This is a genomic window from Dechloromonas aromatica RCB (assembly GCF_000012425.1).
In genome coordinates, this window is record NC_007298.1 from 1,444,330 (window position 1) to 1,471,026 (window position 26,697).

Annotated in this window: 25 protein-coding genes; 18 read left to right on the top strand and 7 right to left on the bottom strand. The window is 52.3% G+C overall.

From position 1 onward, the window contains the following. Window positions 1–497: 497 nt before the first annotated feature. Entirely contained in the window at window positions 498–1,484 is a 987-nt protein-coding gene (locus tag DARO_RS06915; RefSeq protein WP_041224260.1) for a restriction endonuclease, read from the bottom strand. 178 nt (window positions 1,485–1,662) lie between these two features. On the opposite strand from DARO_RS06915, the gene DARO_RS22745 reads away from it, so the two are divergent. The 3 genes from DARO_RS22745 to DARO_RS06920 all read left to right on the top strand — a co-directional run bounded on the left by DARO_RS22745 (window position 1,663) and on the right by DARO_RS06920 (window position 3,715). Beyond that, window positions 1,663–1,917 (top strand): PLP-dependent aminotransferase family protein, encoded by a 255-nt coding sequence (locus DARO_RS22745; RefSeq protein WP_157037149.1) that lies wholly within the window; start codon window positions 1,663–1,665, stop codon window positions 1,915–1,917. A 36-nt stretch (window positions 1,918–1,953) separates the two neighbouring features. Further along, on the top strand, window positions 1,954–2,151 hold the full coding sequence (locus DARO_RS22190) for a DegT/DnrJ/EryC1/StrS family aminotransferase (RefSeq protein ID WP_083761495.1): 198 nt from the start codon (window positions 1,954–1,956) through the stop codon (window positions 2,149–2,151). Between the two features lie 688 nt (window positions 2,152–2,839). Next, a complete protein-coding gene (locus DARO_RS06920) occupies window positions 2,840–3,715 on the top strand; it encodes a response regulator (protein WP_041224261.1) in 876 nt (291 codons plus the stop codon). 386 nt (window positions 3,716–4,101) lie between these two features. Here DARO_RS06920 and DARO_RS22750 read toward each other — a convergent pair whose 3' ends face one another. Beyond that, the gene (locus DARO_RS22750; protein WP_157037150.1) at window positions 4,102–4,305 is read right to left on the bottom strand and encodes a hypothetical protein; all 204 of its coding nucleotides are present in this window, start codon (window positions 4,303–4,305) and stop codon (window positions 4,102–4,104) included. A gap of 134 nt (window positions 4,306–4,439) precedes the next feature. Further along, window positions 4,440–5,276, bottom strand: a complete 837-nt coding sequence (locus DARO_RS06925; protein WP_011287089.1) for an alpha/beta fold hydrolase — start codon at window positions 5,274–5,276, stop codon at window positions 4,440–4,442. Between the two features lie 212 nt (window positions 5,277–5,488). On the opposite strand from DARO_RS06925, the gene DARO_RS06930 reads away from it, so the two are divergent. Then, on the top strand, window positions 5,489–6,025 hold the full coding sequence (locus tag DARO_RS06930; RefSeq protein ID WP_011287090.1) for a winged helix DNA-binding protein: 537 nt from the start codon (window positions 5,489–5,491) through the stop codon (window positions 6,023–6,025). Window positions 6,026–6,073: 48 nt separating this feature from the next. Here DARO_RS06930 and DARO_RS06935 read toward each other — a convergent pair whose 3' ends face one another. Then, on the bottom strand, window positions 6,074–6,559 hold the full coding sequence (locus tag DARO_RS06935) for a hemerythrin domain-containing protein (protein ID WP_011287091.1): 486 nt from the start codon (window positions 6,557–6,559) through the stop codon (window positions 6,074–6,076). 771 nt (window positions 6,560–7,330) lie between these two features. Between DARO_RS06935 and DARO_RS06940 the strand changes: the two genes are divergently transcribed. The 7 genes from DARO_RS06940 (at window position 7,331) to DARO_RS06970 (ending at window position 14,116) form a co-directional block, all read left to right on the top strand. Then, on the top strand, window positions 7,331–7,834 hold the full coding sequence (locus DARO_RS06940) for a lipocalin-like domain-containing protein (RefSeq protein ID WP_497463038.1): 504 nt from the start codon (window positions 7,331–7,333) through the stop codon (window positions 7,832–7,834). A 32-nt stretch (window positions 7,835–7,866) separates the two neighbouring features. Then, window positions 7,867–8,754 carry a VOC family protein gene (locus tag DARO_RS06945; RefSeq protein WP_011287093.1) on the top strand — a complete coding sequence of 296 codons (888 nt, stop codon included), beginning with the start codon at window positions 7,867–7,869 and terminating at the stop codon, window positions 8,752–8,754. A 72-nt stretch (window positions 8,755–8,826) separates the two neighbouring features. Next, window positions 8,827–9,579, top strand: coding sequence for an aspartate/glutamate racemase family protein (locus tag DARO_RS06950; protein WP_011287094.1), 753 nt, complete (start codon window positions 8,827–8,829; stop codon window positions 9,577–9,579). Window positions 9,580–9,802: 223 nt separating this feature from the next. Next, window positions 9,803–11,299, top strand: coding sequence for an indoleacetamide hydrolase (gene iaaH, locus DARO_RS06955; protein ID WP_198134114.1), 1,497 nt, complete (start codon window positions 9,803–9,805; stop codon window positions 11,297–11,299). 107 nt (window positions 11,300–11,406) lie between these two features. Further along, complete coding sequence (locus DARO_RS06960) at window positions 11,407–12,735, top strand: acetylornithine deacetylase (RefSeq protein WP_041224262.1); 1,329 nt, start codon at window positions 11,407–11,409, stop codon at window positions 12,733–12,735. 184 nt (window positions 12,736–12,919) lie between these two features. Further along, the gene (locus DARO_RS06965) at window positions 12,920–13,555 is read left to right on the top strand and encodes a nitroreductase family protein (protein ID WP_011287097.1); all 636 of its coding nucleotides are present in this window, start codon (window positions 12,920–12,922) and stop codon (window positions 13,553–13,555) included. A gap of 117 nt (window positions 13,556–13,672) precedes the next feature. Next, entirely contained in the window at window positions 13,673–14,116 is a 444-nt protein-coding gene (locus DARO_RS06970; protein ID WP_011287098.1) for a heme-binding protein, read from the top strand. A 29-nt stretch (window positions 14,117–14,145) separates the two neighbouring features. On the opposite strand, the gene DARO_RS06975 is transcribed toward DARO_RS06970, so the two are convergent. Beyond that, complete coding sequence (locus tag DARO_RS06975; protein WP_041224798.1) at window positions 14,146–14,433, bottom strand: putative quinol monooxygenase; 288 nt, start codon at window positions 14,431–14,433, stop codon at window positions 14,146–14,148. A gap of 297 nt (window positions 14,434–14,730) precedes the next feature. Between DARO_RS06975 and DARO_RS06980 the strand changes: the two genes are divergently transcribed. The 4 genes from DARO_RS06980 to DARO_RS06995 all read left to right on the top strand — a co-directional run bounded on the left by DARO_RS06980 (window position 14,731) and on the right by DARO_RS06995 (window position 18,955). Then, window positions 14,731–15,711 (top strand): AraC family transcriptional regulator, encoded by a 981-nt coding sequence (locus tag DARO_RS06980; protein ID WP_157037151.1) that lies wholly within the window; start codon window positions 14,731–14,733, stop codon window positions 15,709–15,711. Window positions 15,712–15,980: 269 nt separating this feature from the next. Then, window positions 15,981–17,222: a styrene monooxygenase/indole monooxygenase family protein gene (locus DARO_RS06985; RefSeq protein WP_011287102.1), complete on the top strand. Its 1,242-nt coding sequence runs from the start codon at window positions 15,981–15,983 to the stop codon at window positions 17,220–17,222. Next, window positions 17,219–17,743, top strand: coding sequence for a flavin reductase family protein (locus DARO_RS06990; RefSeq protein WP_011287103.1), 525 nt, complete (start codon window positions 17,219–17,221; stop codon window positions 17,741–17,743). Before DARO_RS06985 ends, DARO_RS06990 begins: the two co-directional genes overlap by 4 nt. Before the next feature lie 36 nt (window positions 17,744–17,779). Further along, entirely contained in the window at window positions 17,780–18,955 is a 1,176-nt protein-coding gene (locus tag DARO_RS06995) for an outer membrane protein transport protein (RefSeq protein ID WP_011287104.1), read from the top strand. A gap of 188 nt (window positions 18,956–19,143) precedes the next feature. Here the strand turns inward: DARO_RS06995 and DARO_RS07000 are convergent, their stop codons facing one another. Continuing rightward, window positions 19,144–19,674 carry a cupin domain-containing protein gene (locus DARO_RS07000; protein WP_011287105.1) on the bottom strand — a complete coding sequence of 177 codons (531 nt, stop codon included), beginning with the start codon at window positions 19,672–19,674 and terminating at the stop codon, window positions 19,144–19,146. Window positions 19,675–19,757: 83 nt separating this feature from the next. Continuing rightward, window positions 19,758–20,882, bottom strand: a complete 1,125-nt coding sequence (locus DARO_RS07005) for an alcohol dehydrogenase catalytic domain-containing protein (protein WP_011287106.1) — start codon at window positions 20,880–20,882, stop codon at window positions 19,758–19,760. Window positions 20,883–21,502: 620 nt separating this feature from the next. Here DARO_RS07005 and DARO_RS07010 point away from each other — a divergent pair. From DARO_RS07010 to DARO_RS07020, 3 genes are all read left to right on the top strand, one after another. Further along, complete coding sequence (locus DARO_RS07010; RefSeq protein ID WP_011287107.1) at window positions 21,503–22,603, top strand: YCF48-related protein; 1,101 nt, start codon at window positions 21,503–21,505, stop codon at window positions 22,601–22,603. Continuing rightward, window positions 22,600–24,972 carry an MMPL family transporter gene (locus DARO_RS07015; RefSeq protein ID WP_011287108.1) on the top strand — a complete coding sequence of 791 codons (2,373 nt, stop codon included), beginning with the start codon at window positions 22,600–22,602 and terminating at the stop codon, window positions 24,970–24,972. The genes DARO_RS07010 and DARO_RS07015 overlap by 4 nt, the downstream gene beginning before the upstream one ends. Before the next feature lie 65 nt (window positions 24,973–25,037). Continuing rightward, window positions 25,038–26,687, top strand: a complete 1,650-nt coding sequence (locus tag DARO_RS07020; protein WP_011287109.1) for a DUF1302 family protein — start codon at window positions 25,038–25,040, stop codon at window positions 26,685–26,687. Window positions 26,688–26,697: the final 10 nt, after the last annotated feature.

Here is a 26,697-nt window from a genome sequence, read left to right on the forward strand (position 1 = left end):
TCTCAAGGAGAGGCTTTTGTGAAGTGGTCCTGGGTAACGAACATAAGGTCCAGCGCCCCCACTTCGGCTTTCATTCTAGCATCGATTTTATCGATAGCGAATTTGCTCAGTTCTTGGCAGCCGGCATGTCGAATGAGCATGTGATGAGGCCTTTTCAGAATTTGCCAATTCGGCGGCGTTCGAAATGCTTCAGTATCAGTTTCAGCTCCTCGGCCAAAGCGGCCGATGGTGCCCTTAGTGAAAAATGGCCGGTTCTAATTCCAGACCGGCCATTTGAAATTTCTGGGAGTGAATGTGGTGGCTTTCACATCCTAGCTACGTCGGCATCGTGCGCTAAGCGGACTCACGATAACCGATGCGGCTGATCCGCTTGATGGAAATGCTTATTTGGGCAGTACCGCCCCCCGAGACCACCGGAAACCCTATTCGTCGGATCAGTTGATCGCCCTCAATGGCATGCTCGCTACAGGTCCAGTGGAATGATTTGTTGGGCGCGTTCACGGAGCCAGTCTGAGAAAGAACTCACCCAGCTGGACGTCTAGGACGTCTGTCGGCTTCTCGCCATATGACTTTGCGCGAACAAGATCCTTCAGCTCCTCATCGGAAAGCAGAAGTATGAGTTTGTCAGCCTCTACCCAAGCGCGCCGGCGAGCCAAGAGCGCTGATTCGGACGGTTGATTCCGGCTGCACAACACTCCGAACATGCGCATAGCCTTCGAATAGAGATACTGCTGAATAGACTCCACTTCACGCTGTCGAACGCTCTCGGTGTAATTCTTGAACTCGGCAACCATGAAGCGCGTTGAGCAGGTTCGCTTGATCTCTTGCCAAAAGGCTTGGTCACCTGCAATTGGAAAGACGGCGTCTCGAATATCGAGACCATCCTCGCTCCTGCTTTGCACAGATGGGACACCCAGTTGCGGAAAGAATGCGTAGTTCAGAATTTCCACGCATAGGTCCTCAAACTCACGGAAAGTCTCTCTTCCTGGCGGAAGCGCCTCTAGTCGGCCAATCAACTCCTGTGCCCGTGGATCAAGTGGTGCGGGTTGCTCCAGACCGCGACGCACGACAGCCTGGGCATCCAACAGTAGTAGAAAGTCTTGCTCAACTTCGGGACGAGTGGCCAGAAGGTCATTCAGGCGGCGGGAGTCCCAAACCGTGATGCCCTCACGTACTTCGATATCGTCCTTAAGGTTCTGCGGGAGCAGCATTGAGACGATCAGCAGACCGTTCGTCGCACCAGTCAACTGCTTAGCGGAGTTAAGTTGAACAGCTGCTTCCCGGAGTACGGTTGTTCCGGTCCTCGGTCGCGTGAAGTGCTTTACTTCGGCAACCCATGTTTCGCCCGAAGGATCAGTGAACGTGAAGTCGACTCCGATGTCTTGGCTCCGCGCCCCTTGCCGCTGGAGCGCATAGCCGCAAGCCTGTAGCAGCCGGGCGCAGAGCATCTCGAACTCCTGCCAGCCGAATTTTGAATAGTCCATGATCTGCTAGCCCCGGTTTCTTTGTGACGCCCAACGAATAGCGTTTATCCGCCGTCGCAAACGAGTTTGAAGAGAGCAGGAAGTCATATCGGCGGATAAACCTCGTTGGACTGGACCGCCGGACGGGCGATGGTTATGGGAATTGTAAGGGGCGCTTTTCCGAAGTCAATCGAATGGCATGAAACAAGGCGGTGGATTGATGCACGCCAGGCATTGCGGCGAGAGGATTCGGGAGGAGTATCAGTCTCCTCGTTATTCAGATGAGATGGCCAATGCCATTCGCGAGTTCACGACCTCTCCTGCGTGGGATGATTGGGATTTAGATGGGCTTCTGGCTGAAGTGCCTACAAAGTACGCAAATAGGTTGGGCGTCAAGTACGGAATTTTCTGCTCAACCGGCACGGCAGGATTGCATGCAAGTTTGATGGCATGACCTCTAAGGCCTGGCGATGAAGTCATCGTGCCATGCATGACATTCATTCGATGTGCCACACCGCTTCTGCATCTTGGACTGACCCCAGTTCTTGTGGATATTGATCCGTTAACTGGGAATATTGACCCCGACCTAGTAGCCGCAGCTGTCTCCTCAAAAACAAAAGCCGTACTCGCCGTCCACATGTGGGGTATTCCGGCTGATATGAAAAGTCTTGTTTCAGTCGCAATCTGACTATTCTTGCTGCCGCACAGTAGATCACCTTCCCAATGCCCCGGTGGCCTCCGTAATCCCCTGCTTGCAGCACAACTCCGTTACCTTCAGTTCCGCTTCGGCTTCTTTCAGGATGCCAATGATTGTTCTTCCGAAAATCGCTTCTTCATACCCGCTCTTTCGGGGCAGACTCTACATCAAGCTAGGATTTGTCTTGGGGGCAGGTCAGGACAGTACTTTCCGCTCGCAACATTTTGGTGTAGTCTGATGGAATAAGTCTCCACAGGAGAACACGTGGCACTAGGTACTCTGATCGGATACGCAATCCCGGCCTTCAATCTCCCTGGTTTGGACCACACCTACGTGGGATCCAACTCCGGTCATGTGTGGGGATGCCATGGCCGCTCTAAGGGCGGCTCTGTCGTCTGCAGTGGTATTGGGAACGTTGACCAGGCGGACTGCTTGGCGACTCCAGTGCAAACGGCTGGCATCCGTTACGGGATTAGTGGCGTCTGCCATCAAGCAGCAAACCGCATTTTGTGGCCCTCTAAGACAACCGTCGCTGCAGCACGAGGAGCGCGAGGGTCGATCTTTGCTTGGGGCTTATACGGCCGAGATCCCGGGAATGGGCAGCCGTACTCACCCGGACTTTTCCCTTGGCCAGAACTCGACATGTGTGCAAGGCAACATAGTCATCCGTAGGCGAAACATGCAAACCAACGGAACTGCAGAGCACTTATTTGCTCAAACGCTCATGGAAATCCATAAGGAAGTAAATCCAGTTTCAACCTACTCCACACACGAGCAAGAAATCGTTGCGATGTTCGACGCGTTCTTGGGGGCAGACTATTCGCAAGAGAAGAAGCGTGCTGTCCTTGCTGCCCAAAAATTACTTCATCAGCACCAAGCGATAGCTACTCAACAACTTGAGAACGGTGACCTGTTAGCTACGGAGTATGTCGACAGATTCAATAACCTGCTGTCCTTAATGTTTAAAGAATGCGAATCGGTGCTAGGTTCGGAGGACTTCGTCATGTTGTTTGGAGCCCCTCCGGATGAGATGCAAGGATTCATAGACAAGGAATTGTTCTTACAGCAAAGAGAAATTGGTACGGACGTAATTTTGCCGCACACATTTGAGGGGCTTCCTGTAGCGGACGAAGGTAAAGTGACCCAACCAGTCACCATTGAACGCCTCAGCATTGAGCAGGAACCCAAGAAGACGATTTTAGTTGTGGACGACTCCAAAGTGACACGTGCCAATTTGCAACGAATGCTCGAACGGTTCGGGTTCCGCGTCGAGGCAGCCGAAAATGGTTGGTTGGCATTAGGGCATCTTGCAAACTACACTCAGCTTCCAGATCTCGTTCTCGTCGACTTAACGATGCCGGTGATGGATGGATATGAATTGACTAGGCAGATTCGCCGCAATCCGCATACTTGCCAGCTGCCGATAATCATGATTAGCCCAAATACGACCGACTCAGCAAAGAACAAATCAGTAAAGCTGGGGATGGAACTATTGAATAAAAAGTCCGGCGCTAATGAGTTAGTTTCAAGAGTTCACTCGGCTTTGTCGCGTTAGCAACGAGACAAGCTAGCCGACTATGTTGAAAAGCTTGTTGATTTGCACCAAAAACTGAACCACTGGTGGTGCGCTGACCATCAGTTGCCGCTATAAGTGCCCGCTCTACTCAAGAACCTGCCTGCGGAACCTTGGAGAGGTGAAGGGCAGGAGTGAGCACGGGGTGCGCATTCGCTGTAATGGAAAAGCTGCCGTTCGCCCTGGTTCAGGGCTGGATGGCGGGTTAGCGACTGATTGCCGCCTGATTCTGGGCATTAGGCCAATGGCCGGATTGGCCGAGGAGCAGCCTGTTGTCGCTGGCATGAGGTCGTTGCTCGGCCGAAGCGGTCGTTGGTCAGCAATTGTTGATCGGGCTGCAATGTGCCGATAAAGGCGCTCGAAACCTCCTAGCCGCTGCCAAGATCCAACTTTGCAGCACCTGCAAAGAAACTTATTTGTTTCTTCGGCTGCCCGTCGATTCTTCTATGCACCACCAGCAATACACCTTTGGGGCTGTCTGCAGCCAGAATATCTGATTTTCTTTCGCATAAAGCTACGGTATTAAACAAAAGGAGCGAGCCACAATTCGCATTGTCTGCCCCGGTTGCCACAAAAGCTCTCCGACCATGACGGCCGGAGTAAGCCTATTTAGGTAGGAAAAATGCTTTATTAGGTGGTCAGGATCGGTCGCCGGTGGCTACAGGGGGACTTCCATCTGACATTGTGTGCTCGGCTAAAGACATGTCTAAACATCGTTGCACTCACCAATGAAATCCGAGACTAATTTTGCAAAGCGTGCTGCATGCTCAATTTGCGTCCAATGACCACAATGCCCGTAAACGTGTAATTGAGAGTTTGGAATGAGATCGGCTAGCCTAATTGAATTTGATAAAGGGATTACTGCATCTTCGCGGCCATGAATAATCAAAGTGTGATGGGGCAGCGAGCGTATGTTTTCTTCTGAACTTGCCAAGGCATCGACCCATCGCTGACGCGGGGCGGGGAACATTTTCGAGAAAGACTCCTGGAATCCTGGTTGGATACTCGCCTCATAACGAAGTTTTGCTAGTTCGTCATTAACGAGGTTGCGATCCCATGCAAAGATATCTAACAAAGCCCGCATGTTTGCAATTGAAGGTGTATAGCCCCAAACTGCATCAAGTCCAGGTGTAATATCAAATGGAACTCCGGCGCTTCCCATGAGCACGAGTCGGCGAACGCGCTTTGGGTAGCGGATGCTCAGCGCTAAGGCTAAAGCGCCACCAAAGGAATTTCCCACGAGATCAGTTTGTTCGATTTGGAGCGAATCAAGCAGACCAATCGCCTGATTTACCCATACGTCCATGTTGTACTCTTGCCCATCAGGACGTTCAGTAAAGCCAAATCCGACCATGTCGGGGGCGATAACACGTGACTGCTTTGCAAGTTCGGGTATTACCAATCGCCAATTCGCCCATGCAGATACTCCAGGACCGGATCCGTGGATCATCAGTAGCGGAAATCCGCTGCCTGTGTCATGGTAGTTTGTGCGGATACCGTTCGCGATCGTGCTGTTGGCAATTTCTGGGCTCGTTTTACTCATAAGTAACTCTCCTTTTGCAATCTTGTGGGGTAAAAATAGATGATTTTGGTTCGGGTAAAATCTGGTTTTGGCTATACTTGAAAACTAATGGCCTGTGATTAGTGATTATTAAAAATTTTAGGGTAATTTATGTAGTTAATTGTTCGGCTTTATTTAATTACATTAAACTGCCTACTTCGAGCGGTTCGATAGAGATATAGGAGAATTCAAGAGTGGAAAAAAAATATCAACAGAATTGGCATTTATCAAAAACGGATTTTGAATTTAATGCCACTGAATTTGAATTGGCCTTGATTCGCTTCAATGAAGCATTTTCGAGATACGTCATTTCGGTCGGAAGTATATCGGTGGATTCTGATGTTGAAATAAAATACCAGGAATACATAATTCTGCATGTGGTCAGAATGCTTGATCGGCCTAAGAATAGTACGATGATTGCTAGAATTGTTAATCGTGACGATATTCCTAATATTCAGTACTCGTTGCGGAAGCTTGAATCAGCCGGGTTGATTGAAAAACAAAAAGACAGAAACAGTAAAACGTTTTCTTATATTGCGACTGAAAAGGGTATAAAGGTTACCGATGAATATAATGAGTTGAGAAGTAAAATCTTGATTTCGCGCCTGGAGGATATCTCCGGGGCTTCCGAGAAATTTGAAAAGGGGGCAAGGTTTTTGTCCCTCATGACTGGTATTTACGAAGAGGCTGCAAGGGATTCGGCAACATTTGCGCCACGAATACTCGATTGATAGATACTTAGAAATGAAAAGTGCTTTGAAAGCTGTGCCTAAGTCACTCTATGTCGATGAACTAGGCTTGCTCCGGTGCAATATAAGGGGGGATCCGTTGTGTGTTTTTTTGCTGACCCAAGTGGATAGCGCTGAATCCATGTAGAAAATGTGGCCGGGGAACCAGTCTATCAACGCTTGAGCCAAGCGTTTTATGTCATTTAAACTTGCTGTTCCATCCGAATATCGTTCTCTGACGAGTACGACAGCATCAAAAACCTTCGCGTGTTCTTCAATATGGCAATCGGTTGCGGGAAATTCAGTTTTCTCCATTAATAGCTTTTCATTGTCAAAATGGGACATGAGATGCTCTTCTAGTTGATGAAGCCGCGTTGGTGCTGATTCTTCACAGGATTCGCTCAATGCATTCGCTAACGTGACAAATTCGCGATGGGTTTCGTCAATTCCTGAGTGTCCGACAAGCAAATTGTCCGACCATTGGATTTTTGATTTCTGGTGTTCACCAAAAATTAGTGGTTTCTCATTTTTACCCATTATTTTTCCTTAAAGACTGACGGATTTTCGTTGCCGAATTCTCGTGCACTATTTTGAGAAACGGCTTGCGATGTGGTGCCTATGGCCATCAAGAAATGCGAAATTAATTTTGCACAATTATTGTTAGAGATAAATTTTGTAGGGCTGGCTAAAAAGCTCCGTCTGACAAATTTGAATTCCACTGTACAGACGTATTTTCATGTTGATTGATCGATGATCGATTAGGCTAGAAACTGCTTTCCATTTCCTGTCAATTCGCTGTTTACAATTGATTTGTGCATTTGGAACAGCTTCCTGATACCCACGCTTTTGGTCGTGGAGGGTGGGGGGCCAAGGTGGGGATCCATGATGCTTTCTCTATTAGGGTACGTGGTTCCGCTGTTTCATTTAGTGTCAATCAAAAATCAATTGAAAGTCAACTTTTGTGTATCGGTGAATGCTTTCCGGTGTTCGTGAGCAGATACCTTTGGGTTGACGATCGTTTGAGGCTGTCTCATTGAGACAATCCTGTGTCATTTGATGCTCAGGTAGTCGGTCCATCCCGAAACCATTGGCTCCTGCGCTCCTCAGTTTCTATTGAGTGCCACTTGCCATCCTCCCCATCTGCTGAGGGGGGAGCGCCCCTGTTAGCTTTCTGAGTCGATTCTGTGTGGTGAGTGTGAGTTGGTGGCTTACCGCTCGTGCAAACCCATGCTTGGATGAAAAGCTATCTACCTATTGACAACGGCTTCCGCATTATTTAACGTCCATCTTCGAAAGATTGACTATCAATTGAATATCAATCGAAAGACATTAATGGTTGCCGTGGCCTCCAAGGAGGCTGGCTTGATAGGATTAAAAATGACAAAACAGGATCTAAAAGGCCGCTGGAAAATTGTGTCGTGGAGTCAGGAGTATGACGACGGCAGGCGCGTTTTCCCTTTTGGTGAAAGACTGGAGGGGTTCATTGAATATGGCGAGGAAACCATGTTCTGCGTCATCTCCCGTAGCCCGAGAACGCGCTTTAGTTCCGGCGGACAGTGGGATGCATCCGATGCGGACAAGGCTAAGGCTTACAACGAATACCTGACATATGCCGGCGGCTACGACTTTGACGGCGAGTTCGTTACTCATCAGATCGAGCTATGCATTTTCCCCAACTGGCAGGGAAGTTCGCAACGTCGAAAGGTTATCTGCGAGGGTGATGACGAGATCACGCTTGTTGCCCGGATTGAGGAAGGTACTAGCGAGGCACGGACGGCGATTCTGGCCTGGCGTCGAGATCACGCCGTTTAAACGATTGCCCAATTTTTATAAGAGAGACAGTAATGGCACAGGTAAAGCGTCTGGCATATGTGGAAATTGAGGTCAGTGATCTCAATGAGTGGCGTCGATTTGCGCGCGAGGTTTTGGCTTGCGAAGTTGTTGACGGTGCGGATCCAAAGAATGAATGGTTGAGGATCGATGATCGCCCTTGGCGAGTGCATTTGTCTCTCGGTCCGAAGAACGATCTAGCTGTTATTGGCCTTGAGGTCGATTGCTTGGAGGATCTGGAGACTATTCAGGCCAGACTGGTTTCGGCAGGGCATCAGGTTCGAGAAGGAAGCAAGGCTGAATGTAGTGTTCGAGGCGTTCAGTCTTTGTTGTTTTTTGTCGATCCTTCTGGGATGTCGGTCGAGTTGTCCTATGGCTCTTTGATGCGCCCGCAGTCGCCCTGTAATACGCCGATTGCCCACGGTGGGTTTGTGACGGCCAACCAAGGCTTGGGGCATCTCATGCTTTCGGTTGAAGACGTGCCGGCAGTGCACCGCTTTTACTGCGACATGCTTGGTTTCGTAACTAGCGACTTGGTGTCGACTCCTGATTACGGTGGTCTTAAGGGGGATTTTGTATTCATGCGCTGTAACGAGCGTCACCACAGCGTGGCGATCGGTTTCCTGCCGATTGGTCGGAGACTTGGCCATCTGATGCTGCAGGTGAAAGAGTTTGATGATGTCGGCCGTGGCCTGGATCGGGTACTTCGTAGCGGTTTTCGCCAGACCCGGGCCCTAGGTCGGCACATTAACGACAGGATGTTCTCTTTCTACGTCGAGAGTCCTTCCGGTATCCAGATTGAGTATGGCTGGGGAGGGGTTGAGGTCGAGGAAGGTAGTAACGATGTCAAAACCTACGACGTGACGAGCGTCTGGGGGCATCAGCATCTTCTCAAGAAATAGATGGATGAATGGCGGTCCTGACTTCTTCGTCCTCCTGCCAGAACTGGCAGTTATATTGACTGGAAAGCGCAAATGAGCAAAAAAGTTAAGATGATTTTCCCCGTGCCGCTAAACGACGCAACGCGTCCGCTGGTGGAGGCGCAACTCCCTCCGGCCTTTTGTCGGCCTGACATTGAAGTGGCTTTTGTTGGAGCTGGTCATGTCATGACATTGGCTGACAGCTACTACGATATGGCATTGATGGAAATGGCGGTCATCGAAGCCGGCATGCGTGCCGAAGAAGAGGGGTTTGATGCGGTATGCATCAATACCGTCAGTGATTCTGGCCTGAGCGCTCTGCGTTCTCGTTTGTCGATTCCTGTTCTTGCGCCGGGTCAGAGCGCCTTCCATCTGGCGTCAATGCTCGGGCATAAGTTCAGCATTTTGACGATGTGGCCGCGCTGGTACCCTTTGTATCGGAAAACGTTGAAAGAGTACGGTCTTGAGTCGCGGCTCGCATCAATTCGTTCAATCAATGTTCGTCCCGATGCGGAGGCCTTGCTGGCAGGCAAGGAAGAGGTTGTCTTTGCACGGCTTGAGGAGGCGGCGCGTCAAGCGATCGAGGAAGACGGCGCCGATGTGATCGTGCTTGGTTCTACCACCATGCATCAGTCCCACGCGTATCTGGCGTCACGTTTGCCGGTTCCGGTTCTGAATCCCGGTGTGGTCGCCTACAAAATCTGCGAACTTTTCCTCGACCTGGGATTGGCGCAGAGCAAGTTGGCATACCCATCGCCCGAGCTGAACAAGGACTCGGCATTCTCCCGAACGGTCCAGATTGCTTAGCAATTAATGTTGTCGGATGTCTGATATCCGGCTCTTCCAAGCAAATAAAGAGCTCCAGAGCCTTGGTCACACTTTCGATCTAACCGTGCAGGAGTTTGCAAAGGATTTGGGCTCGCACAGGATATAAAAAGATCGGAATGAGGCTCGATTTGATTGTTTCTTCCAGACAAAACGACGCTTGAGCTGAATGTGGAAAATATTTCGGAAACGATGTGGAAACTCTATGAACTTTCAAATTAACCCCACCCCAAAAGCTGGGTTTGCCGACCAGCACGAGATCGATTTCTCTACGCTGACCATCAGCGAAGCAATGAGGCATTTTGCCTCGGGTGCATTGAGTTGCGAGACCTTGGTGACTCATTTCATTGAGCGTGCGAAAACTAATGCCGATCTCAACGTGTTTATCACCCTTGATGTCGATGGTGCCTTGGCAGAAGCTCGGGCTGTCGACGCCAATCGTGCCAAGGGTGGTGCAACCAAACCATTAAGCGGTATTCCGATCGTCATAAAGGACAACATCCACGCAGCGGGCCTTCCTGCGACGGCTGGTACGCCGGCCTTGGCCAATTTTGTGCCGGATGCTGACGCACCTACTGTGCAACGTTTGCGCGATGCCGGTGCGATCATCTTGGGAAAAACCAATATGCACGAGTTGGCATTCGGGGCAACCGGATATAACTACGCGTTCCATCAGGAAGGCACGGTTGGCGTCCGCAACCCGTACGATGCCTCGCGAATTGCCGGTGGTTCATCATCGGGCAGTGCTGCAGCCTTGGGCGCAAGGATGGCGATATCGGCCTTAGGTACTGATACCGGGGGGTCGATGAGGATTCCTTGTGCGCTGAATGGTTGTGCGTCACTGCGACCATCCTGGGGGCGTTATTCGGGGGAGGGGGTGATTCCGATTTCCTGCAGCCGTGACACTGTCGGGCCGATGGGGTTGTGCATGGCAGACGTGGCTTTACTTGACGCCATCGTTACCGGTGACGATGCACTTCCTCCTGTGCAATTGGATAAGCTGCGATTGGGTGTTGTACCCGGATTCTGGGCCAATCTAGATGCAGATACTCAAGCGATTTCGGCGGCTGCCCTGAAGAAACTTGAGGATGCCGGGGTTTGCTTCATCGAGATTCCCGATGCTGGCCTGCAGGAGTTGAATCAGGCCATTGGGTTCCCGGTCGTTATCTACGAAGCTTACGATGACATGGTGGCTTATCTGCGTGAGCAAGGACCGGGAATATCGATCGAACAGCTTTTCGAGCAGATCGCAAGTCCTGATGTTAAGGGTATCTACAAAGACATGGTATTGCCCCGCCGAACGATAGGTGAGGGTGGAGCCTTGGTCGATGCTGTGCCGGTATACGCTGAAGCGGTGGAGCATGGGCGACCTGCGCTGAAAGCACGTTATCGCGAGCTGTTTGAGCGTTATGAACTGGATGCCTTTGTCTTTCCCACGACACCGATTGTGGCTCCGGTTGCTCGCCCGGAAGTGTGCTTACCGGAAAATTTTCACTGGCTGATTCAGAACACCGAGCCAGCTGCGAGCGCAAATTTGCCGTCCATCCAGCTGCCAATCGGCCTCGGGCCAAGCACCGGATTGCCTGTCGGCCTCGAACTCGATGGGCCGTTCGGGCAAGACCGCCAAATGCTTGCGATTGGCATTGAGCTTGAATCCTTGCTTGGCCGGATTCCGGCTGCACCGCTGCCCCAGAAAAGCTGATCTACGAGAAGTCTTGTGTGGCTCGACATTCGACAAAACTAATGCTGCTAGCAAAGCAGTTCCCCCCATCGAACAGATGATCCGAAAACTAGAATGGAAAGAAAACAATGACTAGTACAGCAACCCAACCCGGGTTCTCTGAAGAACAGCAAACATGGTACGAGTCAGCTTGCCAAAAGCTTGACCCAGAGCGATTGAAGGATTTGCTGGCTAAGTTAATTGATATCCATAGTCCAACTGGTGCAGCCCGAGATATTGCCGAATATATGGCGGGCTACCTTTCGAGCGTTGGCATGGCAGGTAGCTATCGGCCGATGAACGAACAGTCAGGAAATGTGCTTGGTGAAGTCAGAGGTTCGGGAGGCGGTGCATCAGTATTATTGTATTCGCCGTTAGACACCCATCTGGAAGGCAACAAGGCTGACTATCCTTGGGTTGGCCCGGAGGGGTTTGTCGATCTCGTTCCTGAAGCGAAGGTTCTTGGGGACTGGGTTTATGGTTTGGGGGCTTCCAACCCGAAAGCGATGCTCGCAACACTGACTGAGGTGGCGACTGCGCTGATTGAAGCAGGAGTGCCTTTGGTCGGCGACTTGATGTTTGCTGCTGCAGATGGCGGGATGCCAGTCAATGTGCCGCAGCGCGACAATGCGGGAATGTCCAATGGTGTGATTCACATGTTGAATCGTGGTGTTGCTCCGGATTTTGCGGTGATCATGAAGCCGTGGAATTTTGTCTATCACGAAGAGCCTGGCATGGGCTGGTTCAAACTTCGTATTCATGGAACCTTCGGTTATGCGGGGATTCCTCGAGGCGTTCCAGGATTCCGCAGTTCAATTACGCCCGCAGCAATCGTTATTCCTGAACTTGAACAATGGATCATCGAGTATGCGGAACGAAACACCTCGGGGGTGATCAAGCCTCACGGCTGGATTTCGGCAATCCGTTCAGGTGACCCCGAGCGTCCGGCGTTTCCACCAGCGGTCACGGAAATATGTTTTGATGTCCGGATCAATCCGAGGACGACACCTGGGGAGGTTAAGGCGCAATTCGCATTGTTCGTTTCCGAACTGCAGGCACGTCACCCGGATCTGGACCTTGACTGGGAAATGTACGGGTCCGTACCTGGTGGTACAACATCTGAAGAAAACTGGATTGTCCGGTCGGCTTTTCGGGCATGGGAGCACGTAGAGGGTAGAGAGCACCCGACACCTGACTATTTGGCAGGTCAAACAGATGGTGCCGCCTTGCGCCGCTTCGGTATCCCGACCATCCGTATCGGCTGGCCTTGGCCGGCAGACGGCTCTCCCCTACCGACTGCAGAGGGGCTGGGCGGAATGGGCGCGACTTATATTCCAGATCTGATGCCTTGTGCCCGAAAAATCATGTACATCCTGATCGATACGTTAACAAGAAAGCGGGAAGATCTCGCCTTGTGATTCGTAATAGGTCACCGACCACAAGTATTGTCGATGGATCTGTTTGAGTCGATGAATGGCTGGAGGCAGTTTGCCCCCAAATTTACTTGTAAAGATCGTATCTCGTAGCTGAATCACGCTCGCTGCTCTAATTAGGCAGCGAGCTTTACATCGTCGTTCATAATCGCCGAAGGGAAGTACTAAAATGGACCTGATTCAAGCACTCAAATGGCGTTACGCAACAAAAAGAATGAATCCGGCGAAGACCGTGCCGGAGGAAAAGGTTGCTCGTATCGTTGAGGCAGCGCGCCTTGCACCGACATCCAGTGGCCTACAGCCCTTCGAAATCATCGTCATCACGAATTCCGCGTTGCGCGAAAAAATCAAATCCGTTTCGATGGGGCAGCCCCAGGTTACTGAGTGTTCTCATTTGCTGGTCTTTGCCGCCTGGGATGATTACACCCCGGAGCGGATAAACAAAATGTACGACTATGCTAATCAAGAGCGTGGTGGTTCAAACGAAGGGCTGGAGAACTACCGGAATATGTTGTTGAGCACGTATCCGCAGCGCGGTGCCGAGGTTAATTTCCAGCATGCGGCCAGGCAAGCCTATATCGGGCTGGCTGCCGCATTGTTGGGTGCTGCCTTCGAAGAGGTTGATAGCACGCCGATGGAAGGTTTCGATCCCTCAGCGCTTGACGACATTTTGGGCCTGCGATCGAAGGGACTCCGTAGCGTCCTGATGATGCCTTTGGGATACAGGGATAACGATACCGATTGGTTGTCTCCCTTGAAAAAGATTCGCCGTTCTCGCGATGAGTTTGTTTCCGAAATTCGTTGAGTGTTGTCGGCGAATAGTTACGGAGGGCCTTTAGCCCTCCTGTTTTTATCCGTTTTTCGCCTCGCTTTTTTTCCGGCAGGCCCCGTCTCTGTTCGGCAGCTATTGGAGTGCAATTAGGTGAGTTCCAAGAAGGGAGGGCTTTGTGTCATGCAGGGCAATATTACGCAACGCGCGGCTCAGCTCATCGCAGTGGGGGCCATTGACGAGGCGGAGCGTATTGGTGTCAGTATCAATGTCGCTGTCGTTGATCGTGCTGGCACCCTGATGGCTTTTCTGAGAATGCCAGAAGCGTCTCTTCATTCGATGGATACGGCGATCGACAAAGCTTATACCGCCGCAAGTTTTCGATTTCCAACTGCCCAGTGGGACGAAGTGCTTGCAGGATTCTCGGAGAACGTTCAGCGAGGAATTTTGCAGCGCCCGCGCTTGGTTGCATTTGGCGGTGGCTTGCCGATCCAGGTCGATGGGCAGGTTATCGGTGCAATCGGTGTTTCCGGTGCGAATGTCGAACAGGATGAGCGCTGTGCCTTGGCCGGGTTGAGTGTGGTCGAGGTCTTTTGATTCGGGCGCTCGTCTGGTCGGGTCGCTCTTCAGCAAGTTGTATAAAGACGAACATCCGGTGGTGCACTGACCAAGGCAAGAATTTTCACAATATCAGCCTCCACCTCGGGTTCCGCCAAGTGTGAGTCGAGCGCCGCCCGGTCAATCCATTCTTCAATGAATGTGTACTCGTTTGGTGTTTCTAGGCTCGAGACCAGATTACACCGCAGGCAGCCTGGGTCACTGCGCACCGATTTGACGATTTCGACCAGTAGCTGGCGTAATGCATCAGTCGAGTCTGGCCTAGCCAAGAAACTAGCGACGACGTGGAGTCTCATGAACATATTTCCTTGGAAGCAGCTTGTTTAAGGTGGTGTGAAGTCAGTCGGAAAGCCTGTCGGCGATGAATACTTATGTATTGTTTGATCTGTTAAAATTAATCAATTATCAATCGATTGTAAATAGTTTAATAATTCGCGCGCCTTGGATGTCTAAGTGCTCAGGTGTTTGTGTTTTATGATTTTCTAGTCTTGGCTAGCGTCGCGATGCGTTTGGGTTGGTGCGCGGTGACCGATTTTCTGGTTTGAGGAAGGGGGGCCTTCCTGTCATAGGGGGAAATATCGTTGGATCCAACAGTGGGTGATTCAGACGGGGGGCACGTCAGGATTCTGAGTTCAACCGATATTGATGAGACACGACAACTGGTTGCGGATGTGTTCTGTGATCATGGACTCAAACAAATCGGGGCCGATGAGCGACTGAACTACCACCATGTCTTGATTGGTGGGGCGGCGGTCGAGTTCAGTATCATGAACTATGGAGCTCGGGTGTCGGTCGAGCCTGGACCCCTTGAGTCGTTTTACTTGGTTCAAATTCCCCTAGAAGGTGTAGATGTTGTCCTGGCGGACAATAGCGAGGCGATTTCGCATAAAGGCTGCGCCTCGGTTCACTCACCGCACCATCATCTTCGGATGTGCTGGAGTGCCGACTGCAAGAAACTGGTCGTTCGGGTCGATAAGGTGGCCCTTGAGCGGCAGGCTGTTAACCTGACTGGTGGAGCACTGCGCGGATCGCTTGAATTCGACTTGGCGATGGATGTCGAATCCGGTCCGGGCGCCAGTTGGGGGCGTTTGGCCGCAAGCTTTGTCGATGAAATCCGACGGACACCCTCGATTCTCAAATCGCCCATTGTTGCAGCACAGTTCGAGCAACTGCTTATGACCTCGTTGCTGGAATGGCAGCCGAACAACCATTTGACGGCGTTCAGGGAACAGCAGGTGGTGGGTTCGCCCCGTTATGTACGGCTGGTGGAGGAGTACATGGAAGCGAACTGTCACTTGCCTATCACCCTGGAGAATCTTGTCTCCATTTCCGGCGTTAGCGGGCGATCTTTGTTTGCCGGATTCCGAAAGTTCAGGGGTATTTCCCCGATGAATCATCTGCGAAATATCCGGATGTCCCGTGTGCGCAGCGAACTCGAAACCCCGTCAACAGAAAGCAGCGTGACCGAGGTAGCCACGCGCTGGGGATTCTATGAGTTGGGCAGGTTTGCCGCGGCTTACAAAAGCCGGTTTGGTGAATACCCCTCAGAAACACTCAAGCGTTATAGCGAGTAGTCGCGACAAGCGGGCCAATCTGTTCTTCGGTAGCCAACGGTAGCGGCTAGCTTACGGAAGCCCTGCGTTTCCGGCGATTTTCCATGCGGTAGAGCGCTTTTCTGGCTTTTTTCCATTCCTAAAGTCGATTCGATCCCGCGCTGCTTGTCTGCAATTGCAGCTTTTGCATAGTGCTTGCCACAGCTGCATAGCGATCCCCACTTCTTGTCCGTAACTTGCCTATTCGCCCACATCAAGGGCTGAGTACATAGACAAAAAGGAGACTTGAAATGAGAAAAATCACGATTGTAGGCGCCGGTCAGGGCGGTCTGCAGCTGGGCATGTTTCTACTAGGACGTGGCTATCAGGTAACGCTGGTGTCGAACCGCCTGCCGGAGGAAATCGCGGCAGGGCGCGTTATGTCGAGCCAGTCAATGTATGACATGGCAATTGGTTACGAACGTGAAATCGGAATCTCGTTCTGGGATGAGGATTGCCCGCCAATCCAGGGGGTTCACATGCGGGCAGGCGATGCCAGTGGTCAGCCGATGATCGATTGGAAATCCCTGATGTCCGCACCCGGCCAGTCTGTCGACCAGCGCATCAAAATGCCGTTCTGGATTGATGAGTTTCAGCGTCGTGGTGGCACGATGGAGTTCCTCGATGTCGGTATGTCCGATCTCGACCGTTACGGGGCGAGCAGCGATCTGGTAATTGTCGCCAGCGGCAAGGGGGCCATCGGCGCGATGTTCGAACGTGATTCGGTGCGCAGCGCCTTCGATCAGCCACTGCGGACTATTGCTTTGTTGTATGTGCATGGTATGGCGCCGAAATCCGGATTTTCCGCGCTCAATATCAACATCAACCCAGGGGTTGGCGAATTCATCAATTTCCCTGCGCTTACTCACTCGGGCGCCTGTGACATCATCAATCTGGAGTCAATAGCCGGCGGACCGATGGATCAGTGGAACAAGCCTATGAGCCCAGCTGAGTATTTGGAACTCGGGAAGGCGCAAATCAAGGAATTTTTCCCCTGGGAAGCTGACCGTTGTGAAAATATCCGCTTGACCGACAACAACGGTACGCTAGTCGGTCGGATTACTCCGATCGTCAGAAAGCCAGTGGCGAGGACGCCGGCTGGAACGACCGTTTTGGGCATGGCTGATGTTCTGGTCTTGAACGATCCGATTACCGGGCAGGGCTCCAATAACGCCAGCAAATGCGCAAAAATTTACGGTGATGCCATCATCGCCCACGGTGCCGCAAAATTCGACAATGACTGGATGGTCGATACCTTTGAGCATTATTGGGACTACGCGCAGTGGGTTGCCAAATTCACCAATACCCACTTGCTTCCTCCGCCGCAGCACCTCCTCAAAGTTTTTTCGGCTTGCGGAGCGAATGCCCGCATGGCCTCGGCCGTTGCCAATGCGTTTGATGATCCGAAGATCCTTAATCCCTGGTATTACGACGAGAAAGAGGCTGATCGCTTTATCGCATCGTTTGAAAAAACGGTTTGCGAGGTGTTATGAAGCACGGGCCTCATATTTGGAGTCACGGAGGCTGGGAAAATCCCCGCGAATTTCGTACGGCATTGGGATGCTACCCCACCGGCGTTGCCGTGGTGACTGCCTTGTCTCCTGAGGGCCGGGCAGTCGGGCTCACCATCAATTCGTTTGCTTCCGTTTCGATGGCTCCGCCGCTGGTGCTGTGGAGCCTTGCGCAAAAGTCGCCGAATCTAGCCACATTCGAGCACTGCTCTCACTTTGCGGTGAACGTATTGGCCGATGACCAAGAGGAAATTTGTCGTCAGTTCGCGAATCCAGCTGTGATCGACAAATTTTCCGGCGTGGCGTGCTCGGAAGGTGCTTTGGGAATCCCGCTGATTTCCGGTGCTTTGGCGCAGTTCGAATGCCGAAAGGAGAGTCGTTTCCTTGGCGGTGATCACGTGGTCTTTTTCGGGCTGGTTGAAAAGTATCGCTGGAGAAAAGCTCAGCCGCTGCTGTTTCACGCCGGGACATTGATTCAACTGCCTCAACTCGAAGCGGCCTGATTCATCGCTCGTGTATCCAATTATTTCGGAGACTTTATGAAAAATTCAATGCGTGGTTTTCTCGCTGTGACTGCATCCTTGAGCGCCTCCCTGGCTTTTGCGACCAATGGAACAATGCCCCATGGATATGGGATTCAGGCGCAAGGTATGGGGGGCGTTTCTGTGGCCTTGCCAACCGATTCTCTGGCAGCAGCCAATAACCCGGCTGGGATGGCGTTTATCGGCAATCGTGCCGATCTCGGCATGGTTTGGCTGAAGGCTGATCGCGGTGCGGATGTTCCTGGGCTTGGCTATGTTTCTGCTAATGAAAAAACCAATTATTTTCTTCCCGAATTCGGCTACAACCGGGATATCGGAAATGGTTTGAGTATCGGTTTCTCGCTGGTTGGGAATGGCGTCGGAACCAAATATGGTCGTCCGATTGGCCCGCCCACAAATAGCAATGCAGGGTCCGAGTTGATGCAGCTGATGGCGCTGCCGACTCTTTCGTATCGGGTCAATGAAACTAACGCTTTTGGCGTATCCCTTGTTGGTGCCTATCAGCGTTTGAAAGTAAACGGTGTCCAGCACATCGGGCTTGATGATCAAGGATTCGACAGCTCGTTTGGCTATGGTATTGGAGTGGGTTGGACGGGAAAAGTGGCGAATATTGTTACTTTGGGAGCTTCTTATTTTTCTAAAACCAAAATGGGGAAGCTAGATAAATATAAAACATTGCTTGCCGGTGAAGGCGAATTCGATATTCCGGAGCGCATCAGCGTAGGTGTCGCCGTTGAGGCGACAAAAAACATTACCATTGGTACAGATTTTGTTCGCGTGAATTGGCATGACGTCCGATCACTCGGCAATAGCGTCACTTCTCCAGGCGCCTTGGGTGCATCGAATGGCCCCGGTTTTGGTTGGCGCGACCAGAATATATACCGGATCGGTGTCGACTATCGCTACTCCGATGCGCTGAGCTTGCGCGCAGGTTACTCTGCTGGTGACCAGATTATTCCGAGTGATGAAACTACCCTGAATTATCTGGCTCCCGTAACGCCGAGGCGTCACGTGTCGCTCGGTAGTAAATGGGGTGTGTCCAAAGAGACAGAGTTGAGTCTTGTATATACACGCGCACTGGATGAAAAAGTCGATGGTACGGGCGCTAGCGCCGGGTTTAACCCGCGGCATAGCCAGCATTGGCTTGGCATCGCCTACGGTTGGAAATATTAATCGAGAGGGCTGCAGTGGGGGGAGGCGCCAGGAATGGGGGGCGCGAATTTCCTTGTCTCAATCCTGAGTTTTTCCGTGCAGTAATGTCGTCAAGGAAGAATCTTTCTCGGCTGCCTTTTCTCGATTCAAGTGTGAAAATGGCCGTCTACGCAACGTAGTACGGCCATTTTTTCACAGGTGCGGAGTGATCAGCGTTTGGCGCCGATCAGAACAGCAATCATGTTTGCTGGTTTATCGCTTTTGTTGCGCCAAGCGTGTCGTGTGCCGTTTTGTATAACAATATCCCCGGCCTTAAGGTGCCGAACCTCGCCGTCATCGAGTTCTAGCCAAAGCTCACCGCTAACGATAATGTCGTAATCGACGGACTTGGTCTGGTGCATGCCAGAACCGTCGCTGTCGAAGCTTTCAGCCAGGCCCGGCAGGTACGTCGCATATTCCTGACCAGCGCCTTCCGGGTTAAATGCTTCCGATTCGAATACGCTGTCCGGTGGAAACTGGACGATGATCATGCGTGTTCCATCTGGCGCGGGGACAACCGACTTGATTGCGATGGTCGGATCATTCCCATCGTAGGGAAGCCTAGGTTCTGCCGGCGTAGCCCAAGCCAAGGCGGTGTGGAAGCCCGGGACTGATTGATAGTCATGGGAATTGGGAATAGGTCCATCGGACAGAAAAACGGAACGGCCATTCTTCTCTCCGGTAACGATACGTCGTGTCATAGTTTTCTCATTGGATTATCGATAAATTGCAATGTGGTGCTGTGTGCTCAGGAGCAAGGCTGCGATTGATGAAGGCAGGGGCCTTATTCTTGGGTGATCACGACATTCATGAAACCGCCGATCCTCTTTTCGGCAAGTTCCAAGGCTTGGTTCACTCGTTCGAGCGGGAAGCGGTGATGCTCGAAAATGGACAGGTCTAGGGTTCCTGCATCGGCCATCGCAGCGAGTTCCTGTCCTTCGGCGACCGAGAACCAGAGTGAGCCGATTAGGCTGACCTGTGCGCACATCATCTGGTGCAGATTAACCGGCATTGGGTCGGACATGGCGCCAACCTCCACCAGTTTTCCACCCCGTCTCAAGGCAGCAATGCAGTCGAGCGTCACTTGATGTGAGGCACCCGGACCGATGGCATCGAGTACAGCGTCCACCCCGATTCCATCTGTTTCATCACGAGCCCAGGTAGCAAGATCTCCTGTGCCGTAAGAGAAGGTGCGGATACGCTGGGGGTCCAAGAGGCGGACACGTTCAAGCAAGTCGGCGTTGCGTGCGACGCATAGAATCCTGGTGGCACCCATCGCACGTGCAATTTGTACTGCGCCCAATCCCAGCGTTCCACTGGCGCCGCTGATCAGGACCGTTCGGCCGGCACGAACATCGGCTTTGCGCAAGCCGGAGTAGGCAGTACCTAGATAGCCAAAGCGTGCTGCTTGTTCAAAACTGATCGTGTCGGGGAGTTTGATGAGCCCATTAGCTGGGCCTGTGGCGAATTCACAGAACCCGCCATAGGGATATTCTCGATAAATCTGGCGCGACGCAGGACCAAAACCAAAGTAACCCTGAAATGTGTAAGCGCTGCAGTTGATTGGCTCGCCGCAACGGCAGGCATGACAAGTGCCGCAACTGCGGCCGGGATTCAGATAAACCCGATCACCGACCGTGAGGCCCGTGACGCCACTGCCAATTTCGGCAATGACGCCTGCAGTATCTAGACCATAGATCGCCGGTAATTCAGGGACGGTCAGATAAGCGCGTTCGCCATAGTTGCTCATGACGTTGCGTAAATTTGGTACGACACCGCTAGCTTTGACATTGATTATTACGTCGGTGGGACGTTTGATCCGGGGGCGTTCGATGCTGTCCATCTCAAACTGCCCGCCAGCGCCATGCACGCGAGCTGCTTGCATGGTGCCATTCTCGGAAGGGCCCATATTTGCCTCCTTTGGCTTGATTGATTTATCTATTGGGTGTGGTGTTCTCTCCGATGCGGCATGCTTTTGTCGCAACGTTGCACTCATTCAAATCGAACATCAATCAATTGTCAATTGATAACGTGTTTTAGATTTGACTGCAATCTTGTTGGTGAGTGGGTCTGCTTGAAAACAAAATTGTTGCGGTTTGAGGTGCAGTGACGTCTCTTTGTTCGTCATCAGAAGCGGAAATTAACGGACGCGCCGGTGAGCAAATTAACGATCCAAGCTACTGTTTCTTGTTGGTTTATTTTCGCCATCGCTTTTCATCAATGCTGAAGCCCGATCGGTGCCAGGCAACCTAAATTAGGTGCGGTCAGGGTGCGTGATTCTGGGTCACGCTTAGCACGTTGCTGTTTGTCGCATATTGATCAATGTCAAACGAATTCACTCTTTTTAAATTATTTGATTGACAACCTCTTTTCGTTTAACTAAATTCGCATTGAACATCAATTGATCGTCGACTGTTGATTGGTCGTGTGTTGTTTGGTCGTGTGTTGTTTGGTCGGGCTTGCTTGGGGCTAGAAATCCGCTTGCGACGACTGCGCATGAAAAAACGCTGAACGGATGGGGGTTAGGGAATGAACGGAGTGATTGGGCGCGAGGAGTTGTTGGTCTCGACTAAGGCCGAAAAGAAGAGACGTGGCCGGGTTTCCAGCCTGATGGTGTCAGGACTTCCCTGGGTGATTATCGGTGGGTTGCTCTGGGCTGGCCTGTTTATAAAGCCACAGCCGGTTGGGGCAACAGTAAAGCCGCCAATCATGGAGCGCAGGGATCATTACTACGGCCTTGCCATTGTTCCTGGGCAAGGTCGCTGGCTGGCCGGTTCAAGCGGAAAAATCGTCAGAATCGATGCTGATGGCCATATTGAGAGACTGGCTTCGGTGACGGAGCAGACTCTTCAAGATATTGCAGTTTGGGATGGTGAACATGGCCTGGCGGTTGGCAACGAGGGAGTTGTTCTTCGTACCGCCGATGGTGGCAAAACCTGGCAAGAGGTTCGTGATGTGCCGAAATCTCAGGTTGCTAACAAGCTGAGCCGCGTCCGAGTTGCACCCGGTGGGGTCGCCGTGGTGAGTGGAGAGATGGGGGCGTTGCTTGGCACTCAGGATTTTGGTGAGCACTGGAAGCGTTTGCGCCCAGAAGAGGATCAAGCCTGGAATGACGTGGCTTTGCTGCCTGATGGGCGCCGTGTCGCTGTTGGTGAGTTTGGCAGAATCACTTTGAGTGACGATTTCGGCGCGACGTGGGTCGATATCAAGACACCCGTTGAGGTGTCGCTGATGTCGGTTTCCTTCGGCGATGCCCTGAATGGCCTAGCAGTCGGTCTTGAGGGAACTGTTCTGATAACGCGGGATGGCGGCAAGAATTGGAAGTCACTCGATGTCGATCTGCACGATCACCTCTATGACATCGCCTGGGATGCGGCTGGCAAGCGCTGGATTGGCGCAGGTAATTTGGGGCGCTGGCTCGTGGTGGCGGTTGATGGCAAAGCAGAGACCGGTCGGCTCGACGAGCGGGATCTTTCGTGGCACGTCCGGGCGGTTCCCGAGGGCGATGCAGTCTGGTTCGCTGGTGCGAATGTTGGGCAATGGAATGGCAAATCATGGAAGCCCTTGGGTGAGTCCTGGCTGCCCAAAACATTGATCGGACTTCCTGTCACTTCGGAGAAAAGCAAATGATTGAACGTATTGCCGAATATTGCATTCGACAGCGCCGGATTGTGGTCGCCGCATTGGCGCTGCTGACCGTGGTTTTGGGGTGGTTCGCGCTGCATATCGAAGTCCGTACGGTGTTCGAGGACATGCTTCCGTCGCAACACGAGTACGTGAAGACTCACCAGAAGTTCAAGGACACCTTTGGTGGCTCGAACATGGTGACAATCATGGTTGAGGTCAAAGAGGGGGATATCTTTCAGTTGCCTGTCCTGGACAAGGTGCGGACGCTGACCCTCGGGTTACGCGAAGTCTCCGCCGTTAATCCGTACCAAATCACCTCTCTCGCATCAAAGAAGTTGAAGGAGGTCCGAGCGTCGACCGAGGGTATCGAAACCAAGCCCCTAATGTGGCCGAATTTGCCGCAGGGACCGGATGACTTGGCTGAGTTGAAAGAGAAAGTGCTGCGGAATCCGCTGGTGTACGGGCAGTACGTATCCAAAGATCTGCAGGCAACGCTGATTACGGTTGACTTCATCGACCGTGAGGTCGACTACGGCAAGGTGTTTGGTGAAATTCGGGCCCTGGTCGGTAAGGTCGATGATGGCTCCGTTCGTATTCGCGTCGTTGGCGACCCTATCCTCTATGGCTGGGTCAACCACTACGTGCCGGAAACTGTTGATCTGGTGGCGGCTGCGTTGGCTGTCACAATGATCATGCTATTTGTCCTTCTTCGCACTTGGCGTGGCGTACTTTTGCCTCTCTTGGCTGGTATGGTCAGCGCAGTCTGGGCATTGGGCATCTGCCGTCTGCTCGACATCCATTTCGAGCCGCTGGTCATCGTTGTCGCCATGCTTATTACGTCGCGGGCGGTGTCTCACTCGGTGCAGATCGTCAATCGTTTTGACGATGAGCTCGAAGTCATCGAACCCAGTGCTGACTGCGCCCGTGTGGCAGCCAAGATCGCATTGGCTGACCTTTTCCGTCCCGGCATGTTGGGCATCATTGCCGATGCCGCGTGCATGGCAGTGGTGGCTTTGAGCCCGATTCCGATGTTGCAGAAGCTGACGGTCCTTTCGGTGGTTTGGGTCTCTACCCTGACGGTAAGCGCCGTGATTTTGACCCCCGTACTTCTCTCCTATATTCGGAAGCCGCATGGCATGGTCCATGGGATCAATTTTATGCCACCGGCCCGAAAGGTACTTGATTTCGGCGTCTGGTTGGCAACCTCCAGATTTCGTTACGTCAACATCGCCTGTAGCGTTGTAGTGATGGTTATTTCAGGGATCTATGCTTTCAACCTGAAGATCGGCGATGCCAATCCGGGCTCGCCCATCCTCTGGCCGGAATCGACCTACAACGTAGATTCGGCGGCAATCAACACGCATTTCCAAGGCGTTGATCGGATGTTTTTGGTCGTCGGGCAGGATGGCAAGGACGGCTTGCTCAAGACCAATGAGGTGTTGCAGTCGATGAACCGCTTCCAGCGTTTTATCGAAGCTCAACCGGAGGTCGGTGGATCAGTCTCGATTGCCGACGTTCTGCCAGTGGTCAATGCGACCCTGCGCGAGGGAAATCCGCGCTACCTCGAGCTAGGGGCGACGCAGGCAGTCAATGGCAGCTTGGTGGCAATTCTCGACTCCGTTTCTGAACCCGGCGATATCGATCGCTTTGCCGACACTAAGTGGGCCAACGGTGCCATCACCATGATGTTCCGCGATCGTCAGGGGGACACCATCCAGACTGCGGTGGCGAGAATCAAGGAATTTATCGCAGCAAATCCCCTACAGGAAGGCGAGTGGCAATTGGCTGGCGGTTTGATTGGTGTCATGGCAGCAGTCAATGAGGTCATCCTTTCCAGCCAGATTGAAGCAATTGCCCTTGCGTTGTTTGTATTAGTCGTGATTTGCACCATTGTGTATCGCTCGACCGTCGCCGGCATGCTGTTTATGGTCCCGGTAATTATTTCGAACACGCTTACCTTCAGCTTCATGGCGTGGAAGGGTATCGGTATGAATATCAATACCGTACCGGTCGCAGCTCTCGGCATCGGCCTCGGTGTCGACTACGCATTTTATATAGCGGATCGCATCAAGGAAGAAATAGCTGCCGGCAGTACGCCTGAACACGCGATTCATGAAGCGCTGCATTCAGCAGGCATGGGCGTCATCGTCACGGCCAGCGTGCTGATCTGTTCGACGCTGCTGTGGTGGGTCTCATCGTTGAGATTCCAGGCCGAAATGGGCTTGTTGATGGCGATCTGGCTCGGCATTTCGGCAGCTAGCGCGCTTTTCGTTATGCCTGCGCTGATTTACGTCTTCCGTCCGGCCTTCATTTTCGAACCCAAGGGCGAGGCAGTGCTTGAGCATCTGCGTCCGATTTCAGCCAAAACCTGAAAGCAATAGCCGTCTTGTCGGGGGATGGACATTGGCGGCGTTTAACCACAAAAGAGGAGATATCAATGAATCAACAGAGGTCAGTGCGCGCTACATCGCCTGGGCGTCTCACATATCTGGCGCTTGCCGTTACTCTCGTATCGCCGGTTCTTTGTGCAGCAGAGGAAGGGGGGGCTTTCGACAGTTTCAAGGTTGATGGTTACCTGCGCGAAGAAGTGTCGGTCAATACAAAGAACTGGGCGGATACGCCGAACTACAACGACCGAGGCAAGGTGTCGATGGCGCGCACAACGTTGCGCCTGAACGCTGACTGGAAAGCGACGGACACCCTGTCCATCGTGGCCAAATGGCGCGGCTCGCAGGAACTAAAGACACCGTTCCTGAAGCATCTTGAACAAATGGGGGCCAGCAACTACACCTCTGGTGGGGCTGGAACCCAAGCTGACATCATGGATCTCTACAACAAGTCCGATTTCCGCGAGCTTTATGTCGACTGGCAGGCCACCGATCGCGTGAAATTCCGCTTCGGCCGGCAACAGATCGTCTGGGGCGAGACCGATTTCTTCAACGCCAACGACATGGTGCATGGCTTCAACTTGACCTGGCGTTCTTTTCTTGAGCCGGCCAATGAAGAACTGCGCAAGCCGTTGATCATCTTGAAGACCAACATCGATTTACCGGAAGCCAATGGAGCTATCGAAGCTTTCGTTCGTCCGGGTTGGGATCGCAAAAAGGATATCGGGACCGAACTGGACATCTACGGCGGTCGCTGGTCCAGCCAGCCGTACGCCGGCGTCGACTTCCGCAACATCGACCCCTATAACCTGGACAACAAGGAAGGCGATTACAAGAAGGTTACCGGTGGTATTCGCTGGAACGGAACGACTGATCATTTCAATTATTCGCTGTCGTACCTGAAGACCTTCTGGCAAAACCCCATTTTGAATCCCAGTTCGACTGACTTTGCTGGGGGGGCTTTCTATGTTCCGACCACGCAGGGCGCCTCGAATATCAAGCCTCAACAAGGCGCCATCTTTGGCGAAATCATCTATCCGCTCGTCGATGTCTTCGGCGCCACCGCTTCCGGCTATGCCGATTGGGCTGATGCCGTGTTCAGCACCGAAGTCGCCTACATCAAGGATGCGCCTTATCAGTTCAACAATTTTCCGAACAATTCACTGGCATCGACGGTTGTGGCGCCTGGCTTCGACGGGTTCAAAAAGAAAAACGTGATCGCCTGGATGTTGCGCATGGATAAAAACATCGCAGCCACCCAGAGCCTGCTCGGCTCAGAGAAGCCGATGTTCTTCTCGGTTCAGCTCTTCGATAAGTGGATTCAGGACTTCAACGAGAACGAAGGCCTGCTGAATAGTGTTGGTTGGGGCGCACGCACCAAGGAACACTCGTTTTTGCTGACCGGTATTTTTAGCCTGAGCTACAACAATGGCCGCATCAAACCTGAACTGGTCGTTGGTACAGATCTGACCTACAAAGGTGGATTCTTCGCACCGTCGGTCACCATGGAGCTATCCAAGAGTCTGAAGTGGAAAATCGAATACGACGGCTTTTGGGATGGTGGTCGTTGGCGTGATACCGGACCGGGCAGCCGGTGCGCCAGCCCCGGCGCCAATCAGTCCAACTGCGATAGCGCCGGTTTGTTTGGCTATTTCCACAACCGCGACCAGCTGTACACCAGCCTGACTTATCAGTTCTGATTTTCTCCAG